Origin of the sequence: Pseudomonas sp. NFX1, assembly GCF_051123555.1 — a bacterium.
GTDB classification, from domain to species: Bacteria; Pseudomonadota; Gammaproteobacteria; order Pseudomonadales; family Pseudomonadaceae; genus Aquipseudomonas; species Aquipseudomonas capeferrum.
Window position 1 is genome coordinate 2,187,838 of the sequence record NZ_CP169366.1, and the last position, 15,732, is coordinate 2,203,569.

Sequence of the window (15,732 nt, forward strand, 5' to 3'; positions counted from 1 at the left end):
GAGCGAAGCCCGCCTAGCACGGTAGCGCGCTGGCGTTGAGCGCTTGAATCAGTGATTGGTCAACGAATCGAACAATTCGCCGATGATTGGCCGCTTACGGCGGATGGCCAGGCAGCACAGGAAGTAGCTGATATGGAACGGGTCCTCGGCGAAGGCGATTGAGCGCGTACCCGGCCGATCGGCATGCTCTACAGCCGAGACGAAACCCACACCGATGCCGTGCACCACTGCATGGACAATCGCCTCGCGGCTGTTCAACTGCATGGCGCAGTCCAACGCCACTGCATGCTGGCGGCAGCCTTCTTCTACCAGTTGGCGAGTACGCGAGGCCGGTTCGCGCAGCACCACTGGCTGACCGGCTATCTCCTTGACGCTCACACTGGCTTGCCCGGCCCAAGGGTGATCGTCGCGAACCACCGCAAGAATCGGGCAGGTGCGATACAACCGCGTACTGAGCCGGTGGTCGAACTCCGACAAGGCGAGGATCGCCAGGTCGATGTCGAAGTTGTACAGCCGCTCCAATGTCCCGGCCTCGCTGCTGAACGAGGTTTCCAGCTCGATCTGCGGATAATGCTGCATCAGTTCGTAGGTCAGGCTCATGGCGATGGGAGGTGATACCGCGCCGATCCGCAGCATGCCCTGCTTGCGCTGGTGGAAGCTCTGCAGCAGTTGCAATGCCTCGTCTTCCTGGCCGAACAGACCCTGGGTGATGTCGTACAGCTGGCGGCCAGCTGTGCTCAGTTCGATGAAGCGGCCGCGGCGATGGAACAACTCCACCGAAAACCGCTTCTCCAGCCCGCTCACCTGCTCGCTGATGGTGGGCTGGCCGATACTCAGCAACTGCGCCGCCTGGGTAAAGCTGCCTGTGCTGGCGACTGCATGAAAGGACCGCAACCACTTGTGGTACTGGTACATGGCTTCTCTCGATCAAGAAACAGCTGCAAGCTGAAAGCATAGCGGCGCCCTCAACGGCGTACGAACAGCGCAACCAGGGCGCTGCAGGCACAAGCCGTGGTGACCACGATGAAAATCAGCGACGTATTGCCCGTTGTATCGAGCATACGACCGATCAACGGCTCAGCCAGCCCGGCGAAGAGATACGATGAGAAATTCATGATGCCGGTCGCAGTACCGGCGCGGCGGGCACCTACCAGGTCCGGGCACAGTGCCCAGAAACTCGATGCCGGCCCATAGACGAAGAAGCCGCACAGGAACAACGCTAGCAGGCCTACTGCGCTGTGCGCCGGAAGGCTCCACATCCACAAGCTGGTGAGTGCGCCCAGCACCATGTAGAGCATGATCGCCAGGTACCGCTTGCTGCCGAACAGCTTGTCCGAGACCCAGCCGTTGCTAAGTGCTCCGACCGCCATACCCACGGGCAAGGCGATGGTGATCCACTTGGGGTCGATGAAACTGTCGCCCTTCTGCCAGTTGGCACCGAGGAAGTGCACCGGGACCCAGACGATCAAGCCGTAGCGAGCGGCGTTCTGAAAGCCGAGGGAAACCGCAGCCACCAACAAGCGCGGGTTCTTCAGCACCGCCAGGTAGCGTTGCCGCGAGGTCTCTTGGTCCGTCTGCGTGGCCTCGCTGCTGCGGTCCTGGGCATTGGCCACGCCGGTGTTGTCCAGCGCCGGGTAACCCATGTCCTGCGGCCGCTCCCGGGCCACCAGGTAGAAGACGATGCCTCCTGCCAGCATCAAGAGCACGGGCAGGCGGAAGATCCAGCGCCACTCCAGGTGCAACACATCGAGGATGACCACGGAGGTGACATACGACAGCACCGAGGCACAACCGGCCGCAAACACATAGAAGCCGTAGACCCTGCCCCGCTCGGCGGCGCTCCACCAGTTCGAGAGCAGGCGACTGCCCGGCGCCCAGCCCAGTGCCTGGAAGTAGCCGTTGACGCCCCAGGGCAGCACCAGGCTCAGCAAGCCGCCAGCGAAGCTGGTCACCCAGTTGGCGCCACATGACAGCACTGCGCCCAGCGTCATGATGCGCCGCCCGCCGAATTTGTCGGCCAGGTTGCCATTGATGGCCTGGCCTATCGCGTACATCCACAACATCGCGCTGGAGGCCCAACCGAGCGTCTCCTTGCTCAGGCCGAATTCGGCCTGGATGCCAGGGATGGCAAAACCGAAGGTCTGACGACCCGTGTAGAAAAACAGGTAGCAGAACATGGCAGCCAGCAGCATGCGCCACTGGGCCAGGCGGAACGGCATGGTAGTCGGGATCGAGCCAGGCAGTGTTTGTGCACGGTTCATGACGGTTTCCTTTTGTTCGCTGCCGCCGGCACGGGGGCGCGGCGAGTCGGCACTCTTGTTCGGTGCGGGAGGAAAAGCGTGATGCGTCAGGCGGCTTGGGAGCCGATGAAATTGCGTCCGCGTGGACCCTGCATGGCGTCATCGATCATCGCTTCGGCCTCGGCGGCTGTCACGCCGTAGTCTTCAAACTCGGTGCGCACGCCCAAGCGATGCAAGAAACCCCGCAGGCGCTGCTGGGCGGCGTCAAGGTCAGGGCCGAAAACCTTCTGCAGGGTACGGTCGCGTTGGCCGTCACGGCCCCAGGCCAGGCCAAGGACCATCGGCAGGGTGAACGAACAGGCGATGCCATGGGGCAGCCCATGGCGCAGCGTCATTTCATACGAGATGGAATGGGCCAGGGCCGTCTTGGTGTTGGAGAACGCCATCCCGGCCTTGAGCGCGGCCAACGCCATGCGTGTGCGCAGCTCGGGGTTGCCCAGGTCCTGGTGCAACTGTGGCAGGCAGTCCAGGATGTCCTCGATGGCCGACACTGCAAAGGTGTCCGAAATAGGATTAGCGTTGTGATTCCAGATCGCTTCCAGGGCATGTGACAACGCATCCAGCCCGGTAGACACCGTCACTGCGCCGGGTACGCTGAGCATCAGCTGTGGGTCGATCAACGCCACCTGAGGCCAGGTGCACGGCAAATGCAGGGAGTACTTCTTCTGCCGGCCGGCATCCCACAGCGTGGCCCACGGCGTGACCTCGCTGCCGGTACCCGCCGTGGTGGGCGCGGCAATCAGCCGTTTGTACCGAGCCGGGGTGAACGGCTTGCCACTGGCCAACAACTCCAGCAGTTCATCGAAGTGCCCCGAGGCGGTCCCTACGATCAACGCTTTGGCCGTATCGATGGCGCTGCCACCGCCCAAGGCGAAGACGCTGTCGCAATCGCCATGGTCGGCCCAGAAACGCTCGTGGACTTCGCGCAACCACGCCACGTCCGGGTTCGGCTGCACATTGTCTATCACACAAACCAGGCGCTCGCCGAGCAGGCCGCGCACCCGCTCCACCAGCCCCAATTGCACGGCCTCGGGGAAGGTCACCAAGGCGACCTTGCCCGGGCACAGGTCGGCGATCCGCTCCAGGCTGCCAGCGCCGAAGACGGTCGAGACAGGATTATGGAAACAGGCAGGCATGGACAGTTCCTTATTGTTGTTGGAAGGTGCAGCCATGCTCGTCGGCTGGCAGCTTTCGTTCCAATCGTTTAAATGCAGGCAGGTATCGGTGAGACCGATAACAGCGGCAGCAGGCATCGCGGTTTCTCCAGGCAAGCCCCGCCCCTGCGCAAGCGAAGGGCGCAGAAGGCAAGGCCGGGTAACAGGATCAGTGACGGGCCGAGCCCTGAATGGCTTCGCGGAGCCGGCTGGAAAGCAGGTCCGCCAGTACCACCATCAGGGTGATCAGCAGGATGCAAGTCGCAGTTTCTTGGTACTTGAATAGCTTCAAGCTGCTGACCAGCTCGAACCCAAGGCCACCCGCACCGACCATGCCCAGCACGGTCGCCGAACGCAGGTTGACCTCGAAGCGGTAGAGCACCACGGCAATCCAGGCAGTGATGACCTGCGGTAACACACCGAAGATAATTACCTGCAGCGGCCGAGCGCCGGTTGCCTGCAAGGCCTCGATCGGACCTTGGTCGATTTCCTCGATGCTCTCGGCGAAAAATTTGCCAAGCATGCCCACACCGTGCAGCGCCAAAGCGAGCACGCCAGGGAACGGGCCCAGACCGACTGCCGAAACGAACACCAGCGCCAGGATCAGTTCGTTGATGCTACGAATCACATTGAGCAGTTGCCGAGTAGCCTGATACAGCCAACGCTTGTTGTGCAGATTGCGCGCGGCAAGCAAGCCCAGCGGGATGGCGCCGACAATCCCCAGCAAAGTGCCCCACAGCGCGATCTGCAGGGTTTCCAGCGCTGGGTGCCAGAGGCTTGGCAGGATGCTCAGGTCTGGCGGCAGCGAGCGGCCGAGAAAGTCGCCAATCTGTGGCAGGCCGCTGGCCAGCTCGGTCCAGCTCAACTGCGCCCCCTCGGCGCTCAAATGCAGGATGCACAGGACTAACACCAGCAATGCAGCGCTGCCCAGCCAGCCGCGTGATGTGGCCGGCGTGCGCACCAGCCATTGGTGAGTACGTGGATTCATGTTCAGGCCCTCGTGCCACTAGCGATGGGAAGATTTTCAGCAAGCGGGGTATCGCCTGGCTGGCGAGGCGCGGCACTGTGGTAAATACGCTGCAGCGCAGCGTCATCCAAGGCCTGCGCCGGACCATCAAATACCAGGCGGCCACTGGCCAAGCCGACGATACGGTCGCCGAAGGCCCGTGCCAGATCCACTTGGTGCAGGTTGCACACCACCGTGATGCCGAGGGTGCGGGTCGCCTCGCGCAGATAGCGCATCACCAGGTGTGCCGTTTTCGGGTCTAGGCTGGCCACGGGTTCGTCAGCCAGGATCACATCGGGGCGCTGGGCCAGTGCCCGGGCGATGCCGACCCGCTGCAGTTGTCCGCCAGACAGCGAATCGGCGCGCGCGCTGGCCTTGTCGCTCAGTTCGACGCGGCCCAAACAATCATGGGCCAGGGCTACGTCCTCTCGTCGGAACAGCTGCAGCAGCGAGGCCAGGGTGCTGCAGTACGCTAGACGCCCGGTCAGCACGTTTTTCAGCACCGACAGGCGCGGCACCACGTTGTGGTGCTGGAAAATCATCGCTACCCGCCGGCGAAGTTCGCGCTGCTGGGAAGCCTGCATGGCGTCCACCCCGCCGACTTCCAGCACACCACTGTCGGCGTGTGCCAGGCGGTTGATGCAGCGCAGCAAGGTGGATTTTCCGGCACCGGACTGACCGAGGATGACCAAGAACTCGCCGGCCTGGACCTGCAGGTCGATGCCACGCAGCACCGGGTTATCGGCATAGCCCTTGTTTAATTGCTGGATGCGGATCATTTCAGCCTCCGCAGGTCAAGATCGAGCACCGTGGCGGTATCGCGAACAACGTCATAAGCCGCGTCGCTGGTGGGCTGAAAACCGTCGAGCATGCCCTGGTCGCCCCAGGGCACATCCTTGATCGCGGCGAATGCACTGCGCAGCTTGGCTTGCAACTCAGGGTCAAGGCCTTTGCGCCAGACCATCGGCGATTCGGGAATGTCCGGCGAGGTCCACACCACATGGAAGTCCTGCTGTTTGACCTGCCCGTTGTGCACCGCGCTGGCGAGGATGCGATCGGCCACCGCTGCGGCGTCCACTTTGCGGTTTTCCACGGCGAGGATGCTCGCGTCGTGGGATCCAGAGAAGATCACCCGCGAGAAAAGGGTCTTCGGATCGTGGCCAGCCTGTTCCAGGCCCGCCTTGGGAAACAGGTGCCCGGAAGCCGAGCTGGGGTCGACGAAGGCGAAGGTCTTCCCCTGCAGGTCTTGCAGGCTGCGAATGCCAATGTCGTTACGGGCGATGATCAGGCTGTGGTAGGCGCTGCTGCTGGTCTTGCGGGTCACGGCCACGGCAAACGCCTCGGCATCAGCCATCTGTTTGGCCAGCACGTACGAGAACGGCCCCAGGTAGGCCACATCCAGCTTGCCGGCACGTAGGGCTTCGATCACGCCGTTGTAATCGGTGGCCACGAAAGGTTTGACCGGCATGCCTAGACGCTGCTCAAGCTGGTCGAGCACCAACTGGCTGCTCTTGATCATTGCCTGAGAGTCCTCGGAAGGTATCAGGCCGACGGTCAGGGTCTGTTGGGCCTGCACTGCCGGAGTAAACATCAGGGGCAGCAGGATAAAGCGGGCAGAACGGCGCAGGCTGGCAAGGGAAATCATGGCGTCACCGCAGGGTTGTTTTTGGTGAGGCCAAAGCTAGGGCTGTCATGTGACAGTCACCGCATCAATTCAATATGGTTTTTGACCCCTTTCCATTCAAAGGATCTATGGATGTCTTCTGCACGCCTGCGTACTTTTCTTGCCGTCGCCCGCCATGCCAGCTTCAGCGCCGGGGCCAGGGCCATCGGCGTCAGCCAGCCGACGGCTACCAACCAGGTCCAGGCCCTGGAGCGCGAATTCAATGTCGAACTGTTCCACCGGCGCGGGCGCCGTATCGAACTGACCACCGTGGGCCGTGCACTTTTGCCGATCGCAGGCCAACTGGCGCTGCTCGATGCCGAAGCCACCAACCTGCTGCGTGACGCCGGCAAGCTCAACCGCGGGCAACTGCGCATTGGCGCGGTTGGCCCGTTCCATGTGATCGAAATGGTTGACCGCTACCAAGCCCGCTATCCGCAAATCGATGTCTCCATCCGTGTCGGCAACTCGGCCTCGGTGCTGGCCGATCTGGAAAACTACGTGAGCGACATCGGTGTACTCGCCGGGCGGCCGGAAAACCCGGCATTTGTCGCCCAACGCTACGCGCGCCATCCGGTCATCTTGTTCGTCCATGTCGAACACCCCTTCGCCAGGTATGACGAAGTGTCCCTGCAAGCCTTGCAGGGGCAGCCACTGCTCCGTCGCGAGCACGGCTCGACTACCCGCCTGGCACTGGAACGGGCCTTGCACGAGGCTGACGTCAGCCCGCGGGTGGCCATGGAAATCGGCAGCCGCGAGGCGCTGCGCGAAGCGGTCATCCGCAAGCTCGGCATCGGCGCGGTGTCGGAGGCGGAATACATTGGCGCCCCCTGCCTGAAAGTCATCCGCATTGCTGGCGATGTGGTATTTACTGAAACGTATCTGTATTACCTGGCCGAGCGGAGCAGCAGCCAGGTCATCGACTCGTTCCTGTCGATCGCGCTGCGTTGAATGAAGGTTATCGTCCCTGCAGGCGTTCCAAGGCCCGATCAAACTCGCAACGTTCAACCTGGTCGCTCACCAAAGTAGACGACTGGTCTAATCTGGGTTAGGCTTCGCTCATCATGAAGAAACCAGCCAACGAAATGCGTGAGCACATCCTCGATGTTGCCAGGGCACTTATGACCCACAAAGGCTACACGGCTGTCGGTCTCAACGAGGTGTTGAGCACGGCCGGAGTACCCAAGGGCTCGTTCTACCACTACTTCAAGTCCAAGGAAGAATTTGGCCAGGCATTACTCGACGTTTACTTCGACGAGTACCTGTCCCGTATCGAGCCGATCCTCAAGCAGAAGGCGAATGGTGCGCAAAGTCTTCTGAAGTACTTCCAGTACTGGAGCGAAACCCAGTATGACGAGGCCGTGGATAACAAATGCCTGGTGGTCAAGCTCGGCGCTGAAGTCTGCGACCTTTCTGAAGTGATGCGCCACGTGCTGGATAAAGGCACGTCCCGCATCATCAGACTGATCAGCGATAGCATTGAGCGTGGTATCGCTGATGGCAGCATCGTTACCAAAGACAGCAAGGCGCTGGCCGAGTCGCTGTATCAACTGTGGTTGGGCGCATCGTTGATGGCAAAGGTGAACCGTTCTACCCAACCCTTCCAATCGGCGCTGGCCATGACGAAAAGCCTGCTCGGTTGAGCGGCTTTTTTTAACCAGTTTGTAGACGACTGGTCTACTTAGATGAATTTGATGGAACCACTCATGACTGATAACAGTACCCGTACCGACTTGTTCGAACCCACCCGGATGGGTGCCATCGAACTCACCAACCGCATCGTCATGGCACCCGTGACGCGCAGCCGTTACGCCGAGGATGGCGTGCCCAATGAACTGCATGCTACCTACTACGCTCAGCGCGCCTCCGCTGGCCTGATCATCGCCGAGGCGACCAACATCAGCGCCCAAGGCCGTGGCTACGCTGCGACGCCCGGTATCTGGAGCGCAGAACAGACGGATGGCTGGAAGAAAGTCACCGAAGCTGTGCATGCCAAAGGCGGCAAGATCGTGTTGCAGCTGTGGCATGTCGGCCGCTTCTCAAGCGTCGAACTGCAGCCTGCCGGTCAGGCACCGGTAGCACCCTCTGCGATCCGGGCCGAGGGCAATACCTACACGGTCGACGGTTTCGTGCCAGTGTCGACACCGCGCGCGCTGGAAACTGACGAGATAGCCGGTGTTATCGCGCAATACCGAGTTGCCGCGCGAAACGCCATGCACGCGGGGTTCGATGGCGTGGAAGTGCATTCTGCCAACAGCTACCTGCTCGATCAGTTTCTGCGTGACTCTACCAATCAGCGCACCGACCAGTACGGTGGCTCGATCGAAAATCGAGCACGCCTCACCCTTGAAGTCACCCGCGCGGTGATCGAGATCTGGGGGAGCGACCGGGTCGGCATCCGACTGTCACCGGTGACCCCGGACGCCGGTAACACACCTCCCGACAGCAACGTCATGGGCCTGTTCGGTTACTTGGTGCCCGAGCTGAACAAGCTCGACCTGGCCTACATGCATTTCGTGGAAGGCGCCACTGCGACTAGCCGCGACATCCCTGCGGGCGTTGATATGGATGCCCTCAGCGGCCTGTTCGCAGGACCCTATATCGGTAACAACAACTACGACCTGGAAATGGCCATCGAGCGCCGCGCTCAGAACAGGATCGATGCAGTGGCCTTCGGCCGCTTGTTTATCTCCAACCCAGACCTGGTTGAACGCCTTCGCCATGGAGCAGAACTGAGCACCGCTCCCAGAGAGAGCTATTACGGCGGTGGGGCCAAGGGCTACACCGACTGGCCGAATGGCAACTACTGAAGCAGATCTACCACCCCCACATCGCGCCCTGAACTGCGCGCTTCCGGCTCCCGGTGTCCCCCGAAACCGGGCAGTCTTTCGACGCATCATGCGTCTCTCAGCACCTGGATAGCTAATCATGAGCAAAACATCAAGACCGTTGCCACGGCCGAATATGACGCCGTTATCGCCGTGGCTCAGCACTATGTCGATAGCCTGCGCATCGGCAACGCTGAAGGGTTGGCGCAGGCCTTCCACAAGGATGCCGTCATGTATGGTTTCACCAACGGCGAGCTGCTAGGAGGCCCGATCTCCAACTTGTTCGGCTTCGTCAGAAAGCACGGCAACGCCCCGGATATCACCACTCGCCTGGATGTGCTGGCGATTACCCCAACGACCGCCGTCGTGCGTGTGGACATGGAAAACGACGCCATCGGCGCCGACTACAACGACTATCTGACGTTGATCCGCATCGCCGGCACATGGCAAGTCATCGCCAAGGTTTACCATCAGTTCGAAGGCTGACGTTCGATCATCATTGATGTCGGGCGGTCTGAACGATCAGCTCGATCAGTAGTGGGCCATTCGGGTAAGGCGTCAAGTCTTGTCATTTGCCAAGGCTTAAGGCAGGGTCGATACCACTGACATCTCTGCCAAAGGAGTCACCCCATGTCGAGGCTTTATCCCAGTATTGACCCTGAGGGGCTGGTCGAGTACTCGGTGGTCTATACCGACCGCTCGCTCAATCACATGTCACAGACATTTCAGGGCGTGATGAAGAACATTTCCAAAACCCTGAAACAGGTCTATAACGCCCAGGCTGTTGCGGTGGTCCCAGGGAGCGGTACATTCGGCATGGAGTCGGTAGCGCGACAGTTTGCCACCGGCCAGCAATGCCTGGTGATACGCAATGGCTGGTTCAGTTATCGCTGGAGCCAAATCCTTGATACGGGCAACATCCCGGCGGCCACCACGGTGTTGAAAGCCCGACCGGTCGACACCGGGCGCCAGGCTGCCTACGCGCCCCCGCCGCTGGAGGCAGTGCTGGCGGCCATTGAGGCGCACAAGCCGCAGATTGTCTTCGCCCCCCACGTTGAAACCTCGTCAGGGATCATCCTGCCCGACGAGTACCTGCGGGCCGTCGGCGACGCCGTACATGCGGTGGGTGGCCTGTTCGTGCTGGACTGCATCGCCTCTGGCACGCTTTGGGTTGATATGCACAAGTGCGCAGTCGACCTGCTGATCAGCGCACCGCAGAAAGGCTGGAGCGCCTCCCCTTGCTGTGCCCTGGTGATGCTCAGCGCGTTGGCCCTCGAGCGCATCGAGCACACGCAGAGCAGCAGCTTTGCCTGCGACCTGAAAAAGTGGCTGCAGATCATGCAGGCCTACGAACAAGGCGGACACGCCTACCATGCGACCATGCCCAGCGATTCGCTGGCGCGATTCAACGACGTGATGAACGAGATGCAGGCCTACGGTTTCGACAAGGTCCGTGGCGAGCAACAGGCGCTGGGTGATCGGGTGCGCGCCATGTTGACCGGCAAAGGCTTCAAAAGTGTGGCCGCAGCCGGCTTCCATGCCACAGGCGTCGTGGTGAGCTACACCGGTGATGCCGACATCAAGAGCGGCAAGAAATTTGCCAATCACGGCCTGCAAATAGCTGCCGGCGTGCCGTTACAATGCGACGAGCCGGCCGACTTCCAAACCTTCCGCATCGGTCTGTTCGGGCTCGAAAAACTACACAATATCGAGCGCACGGTCAGCATCCTAGAGCAGGCACTGGACGAAGTGATGGCGAATTAAGCCTTCAGCCTCATGCCGTAAGGTGAATTCAGAAAGGTAGCCTGCCCAAGGGGACGGAGCCGCATTCGCTTCGTTCTCCAGGATGGGAAATACCTCGCGCCGCGTACTCAATCCCCTATCAATCGATGGCGTCGGCGCATAAACCTCAGGAAATCTCGATCTGATACCTGAAGCCATCGGCCGCAGCGCGGGAAAGGCGGTATTCCAGTGGGGATCGGTCATAGCCCATTGCCGTGCGTTCGATGCTGACCATCGGTGCACCGATCTCGATTGACAGCATGTCAGCCATGGACCTGTCGGCCGCGCCAACTGTGAGGGTTTCCTTGGCCGAGGCGATGCATTGCCCGCACTGCTTTTCATAAAGCGGATAGAGCAGTTCACCGAAGCTCGCCGAGTCGATTTCCAGCAAGTCACCGAAGCGGCTGGCGGATAGCCAGATATCCTCGTGAAACAACACGCGGCCTTCGACCATTCGCAGGCGCTCCATGTGCACGACCTGCTCACCCTCGCTCAGCTTTAGCGCGTCGGTTACTGCCTGCGAGGGTGTCTGGAGGGTCTTGGAGAGGATACGGCTGGTGGGGGTTTCTCGCCCGCCGCCTGCATTCACTTGGCGAAAGAAACGAGCCAGCGAAGTCTCGAAATTAGGCCGCCGCAAAAAGGTGCCTCGGCCCTGGCTGCGCAACAGAAGCCCCTCGTTGACCAGCGTATCCACCGCCTTGCGCACCGTGCCGATGGCGACGCCGTAATGCCGAGTCAGCTCTGCCTCGGTGGGAATAGGGGCACCCGGGGTCCATTCGCCGGCAGAAATCTTCGCCAGCATTTCTTCTCTGAGGCGCTGATACAGCGGCAGCCGCTCGTCGTATCCGAGTGTTGGGGTGTTCATTTATTGATCAATCCTTGTCCGAGGCGAATTCACTTTATCACTGTTGCGTGAATTGACAGATACCAAGCGCTGAAGATATGGTCATGCAGTCATCTATATGAATTACGGGCGACGTAACGATTCGGCTCGCTTCCAGCCCTGATTGCCAGCAGCGGGCGTGTCAGGACAACAATAATCAGGGTTTCGCTTATGGATCATTCTCTGTCTCTCAGATTGCACGGCGTGGACACGCACGCACACATCTTCCATCAGCATTTGCCGATGGCTCCCGAGCGACGCTACAGCCCTCGCTATGATGCGCTGGTCGAAGACTACCTCGGGCACCTTGATCGTCATGGCCTGGCGTATGGCGTGCTGATCCAGCCGAGTTTTCTGGGCACCGATAACCATTACTTGCTGGACGCTCTAAGCCGATATCCAAAGCGGCTACGTGCCGTGGCAGTGGTTGACACCCAGATCAGTGAGGTGCAACTGGACGAACTTGCCGAGGCGGGCGTGGTAGGTATTCGCCTCAATCTGGTCGGTAAGGCATTAGCCGACTATACAGGCCCCGCCTGGACCGGCCTGTTCAAGCGGCTGGCCCGGCGAGGCTGGCACGTCGAAATTCAGCGCGCAATCCATGATGTGGCACTGATCGTGCCAGACATTTTGGCGTGTGGCGTCGAAGTGGTGATCGATCATTTTGGCCTCCCCACTGGCGACATCGAAATCGAGAAGCCCACCCACAAGGCATTTCTGACCTTACTCGCCGACGAACGCGTATGGCTCAAACTCTCGGCGCCCTACCGCAGCCAGTTCAACCTTGCCCAGGCACGGCTTGTTCTGGCTCAGCTGCGCGAGTCTAGCGGTGGCATTGCGCGATTCCTTTGGGGCAGTGACTGGCCCAACACCCAGTTCGAAGACCAGACCGACTACGACCGGCAGGTTGCCTTCTTCGAAGCGTTGCTCCCGGAACCCAGCGAACGCACTCGAGTATTGCGGGATAACCCGGCGAAGCTGTTCAGCTTCGACGTTTCGCGTTAACCGCCCCATAACAACAATAGGACGTTCCTTATGATGAGCTTGCTCGTCGTGGCGGCAATCGTGGTTGCCGTCGCCCTTGGCTACAAGACCAAGATCAACATCGGTCTCTTCGCCATTGCTTTTGCCTACCTGATTGGATGTTTCGGGATGGGCCTGAGCCCCGCCGAAGTCATCAGCATGTGGCCGCTGAAAATCTTCTTCATCATTTTCGCTGTTTGCCTTTTTTATAGCTTCGCTACGGTTAACGGCACACTGGAAAAGCTGGCCGAACACTTGATTTACCGCTGCCGAACGATGCCGCAACTGCTTCCCTTCGCGGTTTTCTTCACCGCTACGGTCATTTCGGCAATGGGCGCTGGCTACTATACGGTTCTTGCCTTCATGGCGCCGATTACCCTTTTGCTATGCGAACGCACCGGCATGAGCCTGATCATCGGCGGCATGGCGGTAAACTATGGCGCCCTGAGCGGAGCCAACTTCGTCTCCAGCCAGAGCGGCATTATCTTTCGGGGCTTGATGGTCAACGCCGGCATTGCAGAGAATGATGCCTTCATCAACGCGGCGGCAATCTTCGTCAGTACGCTGGTGATTCCGTTACTGGTGATTTCGGTGTTGGTATTCCTTTCCGGGCATGGCAAGGCGATGAAGGCCTCTGCCTACGTAGCCACCGCACCTACGCCGCTGGACCGCGAACAGAAAATCACGCTTTGGCTGACACTGACGATGATGGTCATCGTTCTCGCGGCACCTATCGCCCAGATCGCCTTCCCCGATAACGCGACAGTACGTTTCATTAACGCCAAGATCGATATTGGCTTGATCGCGAGCCTGTTTTCGGTCATCGCGCTGCTGCTCAAGCTGGGTGATGAACGGAAGGTCCTGGCCTCGGTACCCTGGGCGACGTTGATCATGATCTGTGGGGTGGGCATGCTCATCTCGGTCGCGATCAAGGCCGGGACCATTGACCTGCTGGCCGCGTGGATGGGCAGCAGCATCCCGCCGATCCTGGTGCCGATCGTCTTCGGCATCGTCGCGGCGTGCATGTCGCTGTTCTCCAGCACCCTGGGCGTCGTCACTCCGGCGCTATTCCCGATGGCACCGCCAATCGCCGCCGCGCTCGGGATAGACCCGATGCTCCTGTTCGTGGCCATCGTGGTCGGCGCACAGGCCACTTCTATTTCGCCATTCTCCTCAGGCGGCAGCTTGATACTTGGCTCCTGCCCGACGGAACAAAGTCGCTCCTCGTTGTTTCCGCAGTTGCTCTTCCGTGCCGCACCTCTGGGTTTCGTCGCGGCCCTGATATTCAATGCGATCTTCACGTTCATCGATTTTTGAATGGCGAAATAACGGCCCGGAGAGCTCAGTGAATTTCGTTGGGAAGGTGGGCGGGCCACCCTGTGGAGGACGAAACATGTCCATACTTACGTAAGTCATGGTGGGAACGGTTTCGCATGGCGATCTCTTAAATTATCTAATGAGGCGTTAATTGAGGCCGTGCCAGGCGCTTTGTTGAATGTTCGAAGTTGTCGATAAGAGCCGTACTTAGGCTGAGCGATGGGCAGTTTAGGTGTGTTCGCTAAACTGCCCCATGCGCGTCACTTGATGAAACGAACTTGGCTATTGATCTTTTCGATGACCGCACCTTTGCGTTCGTTGAAGCGCGCCTTGTTCTGCTCGAACAGGTTGTTGCCCTTGGTGTCGATGGAAATGATCAGAGGCCCGAACTCACGCACTCGGTTGACCCACAGCGTTTCCGGCATGCCCAAATCCTGCCATTCAGCACGCTCGATTTCCTCGACCTGGGTGGCGGCCAGGACTGCGCAACCACCGGGGAACACTGCATGTACAGCTTTGTTCTCCAGGCACCCGGTGGTGGTCTCTGGCCCCATGCCGCCCTTGCCTACGATCAGCTTGACACCGGTCTGCTCGATGAACTGTTTCTCGAATTTTTCCATGCGCATGCTGGTGGTCGGGCCGATGGACACCATCTCGAAGCTGCCATCCTCTTTCTTCTTGACGATAGGGCCGGCGTGGAAAATAGCGCCGCCACGCAGATCGACCGGTAGCTCGCGGCCCAGTTCGATGAGCCGGCGGTGGGCAACGTCACGGCAGGTCACCAGTTGGCCGGTAAGGTAAACCACGTCGCCGACGTTGAGGTTGGCCAGATCTTCATCGCTGATTGGGGTATTGATGATCTTTTTCACAGTACTACCCCTTCATGGGAGAGGATGTCATAGCTCAGGTCGGCGTTGATGCGGATCTTGCCGCGGCGGTGCGCCCAGCAACCGGTGGACACTGCCACGCCAATGGTCGAGGGGTGACGGGCCGAAGACTCGATGTTCACGCCCATCACGCTGCTATTGCCGGTGAGGCCCTGGGGGCCAATGCCGATTTCGTTGAGGCCTTCTTCCAACAGCTTCTCCATCATCGCCGCGCTTTCGTTCGGGTGGCTGGAGTCCACTTCGCGCAGAATGGCCTTCTTCGACAGGCGTGCTGCGGTTTCCACCGAGGTGGAGACCCCCACACCTACCAGCAAAGGTGGACAGGCGTTTACACCACGGGAGGTGATTACATCGAAGACAAACTCAGTCACCCCTTCATAACCTTGGCCTGGCATCAGTACCTTGGCCGAACCCGGCAATGTGCAACCGCCACCGGCCATGTACACGTCGACGATGGCGTAGTCGGCATCGGGGATGATTTCCCAGTCCAGCCAAGGGATCTTTGAGCCGGTGTTGGTGCCAGTATTCTTCTCGATGAAGGTTTCCACTGCGTTATGGCGCAGGGGCCCGTGAATGGTGGCTTCCTTAGTAGCATTTTCGAGGATGCCTTCCATTTCACCGAGCAGCGGGAAACGCGCGCCGGCCGAGATGAAATACTGGATCACGCCGGTGTCTTGGCAGCTGGGGCGGTTGAGCTTGTCGGCGTATTCCTGGTTGTCGGCCATCGAATCGTACACTGCAATGGCCAGTGGATTGGTTTCCGCTGCACGCAGCTTGGCCGTTTTTTCCTTGACGTCTTTGGGCAGGCGTTTGCCAATGTAGGCAGTGAACTTGGCCAACGTGTCGGTCAGCGATGAGACGGCTGTTTCTTTATCTAGGGTATCCACGG

The 15,732-nt window shown here is 60.0% G+C and carries 16 protein-coding genes; 7 read left to right on the forward strand and 9 right to left on the reverse strand.

Translation table 11 applies throughout. The annotated features are described in order from the left end of the window. Nucleotides 1-48: 48 nt before the first annotated feature. From DJ563_RS09525 to phnD, 6 genes are all read right to left on the reverse strand, one after another. Nucleotides 49-915, reverse strand: coding sequence for a LysR substrate-binding domain-containing protein (locus DJ563_RS09525; protein WP_186663078.1), 867 nt, complete (start codon nt 913-915; stop codon nt 49-51). A 50-nt stretch (nt 916-965) separates the two neighbouring features. Next, nucleotides 966-2,261: an MFS transporter gene (locus DJ563_RS09530; RefSeq protein WP_186663079.1), complete on the reverse strand. Its 1,296-nt coding sequence runs from the start codon at nt 2,259-2,261 to the stop codon at nt 966-968. Nucleotides 2,262-2,347: 86 nt separating this feature from the next. Continuing rightward, complete coding sequence (gene psrA / locus DJ563_RS09535) at nt 2,348-3,436, reverse strand: iron-containing alcohol dehydrogenase PsrA (protein ID WP_274098842.1); 1,089 nt, start codon at nt 3,434-3,436, stop codon at nt 2,348-2,350. Nucleotides 3,437-3,623: 187 nt separating this feature from the next. Further along, on the reverse strand, nt 3,624-4,442 hold the full coding sequence (gene phnE / locus DJ563_RS09540; protein ID WP_274098843.1) for a phosphonate ABC transporter, permease protein PhnE: 819 nt from the start codon (nt 4,440-4,442) through the stop codon (nt 3,624-3,626). A 2-nt stretch (nt 4,443-4,444) separates the two neighbouring features. Beyond that, complete coding sequence (phnC, locus tag DJ563_RS09545) at nt 4,445-5,239, reverse strand: phosphonate ABC transporter ATP-binding protein (RefSeq protein WP_434519364.1); 795 nt, start codon at nt 5,237-5,239, stop codon at nt 4,445-4,447. After that, nucleotides 5,236-6,105: a phosphonate ABC transporter substrate-binding protein gene (phnD, locus tag DJ563_RS09550; protein ID WP_434519365.1), complete on the reverse strand. Its 870-nt coding sequence runs from the start codon at nt 6,103-6,105 to the stop codon at nt 5,236-5,238. Before phnD ends, phnC begins: the two co-directional genes overlap by 4 nt. A 111-nt stretch (nt 6,106-6,216) precedes the next feature. On the opposite strand from phnD, the gene DJ563_RS09555 reads away from it, so the two are divergent. The 5 genes from DJ563_RS09555 (at nt 6,217) to DJ563_RS09575 (ending at nt 10,715) form a co-directional block, all read left to right on the forward strand. Beyond that, nucleotides 6,217-7,074, forward strand: a complete 858-nt coding sequence (locus DJ563_RS09555; protein ID WP_274098846.1) for a LysR substrate-binding domain-containing protein — start codon at nt 6,217-6,219, stop codon at nt 7,072-7,074. Between the two features lie 113 nt (nt 7,075-7,187). Continuing rightward, a complete protein-coding gene (locus DJ563_RS09560) occupies nt 7,188-7,766 on the forward strand; it encodes a TetR/AcrR family transcriptional regulator (RefSeq protein WP_434519366.1) in 579 nt (192 codons plus the stop codon). A gap of 63 nt (nt 7,767-7,829) precedes the next feature. After that, nucleotides 7,830-8,933: an alkene reductase gene (locus DJ563_RS09565; protein ID WP_434519367.1), complete on the forward strand. Its 1,104-nt coding sequence runs from the start codon at nt 7,830-7,832 to the stop codon at nt 8,931-8,933. A gap of 108 nt (nt 8,934-9,041) precedes the next feature. Further along, entirely contained in the window at nt 9,042-9,437 is a 396-nt protein-coding gene (locus DJ563_RS09570) for a nuclear transport factor 2 family protein (RefSeq protein ID WP_434519712.1), read from the forward strand. 144 nt (nt 9,438-9,581) lie between these two features. After that, nucleotides 9,582-10,715 carry an alanine--glyoxylate aminotransferase family protein gene (locus DJ563_RS09575; RefSeq protein ID WP_434519368.1) on the forward strand — a complete coding sequence of 378 codons (1,134 nt, stop codon included), beginning with the start codon at nt 9,582-9,584 and terminating at the stop codon, nt 10,713-10,715. 145 nt (nt 10,716-10,860) lie between these two features. Here DJ563_RS09575 and DJ563_RS09580 read toward each other — a convergent pair whose 3' ends face one another. Further along, a complete protein-coding gene (locus tag DJ563_RS09580; RefSeq protein WP_274098851.1) occupies nt 10,861-11,598 on the reverse strand; it encodes a GntR family transcriptional regulator in 738 nt (245 codons plus the stop codon). A gap of 189 nt (nt 11,599-11,787) precedes the next feature. On the opposite strand from DJ563_RS09580, the gene DJ563_RS09585 reads away from it, so the two are divergent. Both DJ563_RS09585 and DJ563_RS09590 read left to right on the forward strand, forming a co-directional pair. After that, complete coding sequence (locus DJ563_RS09585) at nt 11,788-12,621, forward strand: amidohydrolase family protein (protein WP_434519369.1); 834 nt, start codon at nt 11,788-11,790, stop codon at nt 12,619-12,621. Between the two features lie 30 nt (nt 12,622-12,651). Beyond that, the gene (locus DJ563_RS09590; protein WP_274098853.1) at nt 12,652-13,956 is read left to right on the forward strand and encodes an SLC13 family permease; all 1,305 of its coding nucleotides are present in this window, start codon (nt 12,652-12,654) and stop codon (nt 13,954-13,956) included. 260 nt (nt 13,957-14,216) lie between these two features. Here the strand turns inward: DJ563_RS09590 and ttdB are convergent, their stop codons facing one another. Both ttdB and ttdA read right to left on the reverse strand, forming a co-directional pair. Next, the gene (gene ttdB / locus DJ563_RS09595; RefSeq protein WP_028945996.1) at nt 14,217-14,825 is read right to left on the reverse strand and encodes a L(+)-tartrate dehydratase subunit beta; all 609 of its coding nucleotides are present in this window, start codon (nt 14,823-14,825) and stop codon (nt 14,217-14,219) included. Further along, nucleotides 14,822-15,730 carry a L(+)-tartrate dehydratase subunit alpha gene (ttdA, locus tag DJ563_RS09600; RefSeq protein ID WP_274098854.1) on the reverse strand — a complete coding sequence of 303 codons (909 nt, stop codon included), beginning with the start codon at nt 15,728-15,730 and terminating at the stop codon, nt 14,822-14,824. The genes ttdB and ttdA overlap by 4 nt, the downstream gene beginning before the upstream one ends. Nucleotides 15,731-15,732: the final 2 nt, after the last annotated feature.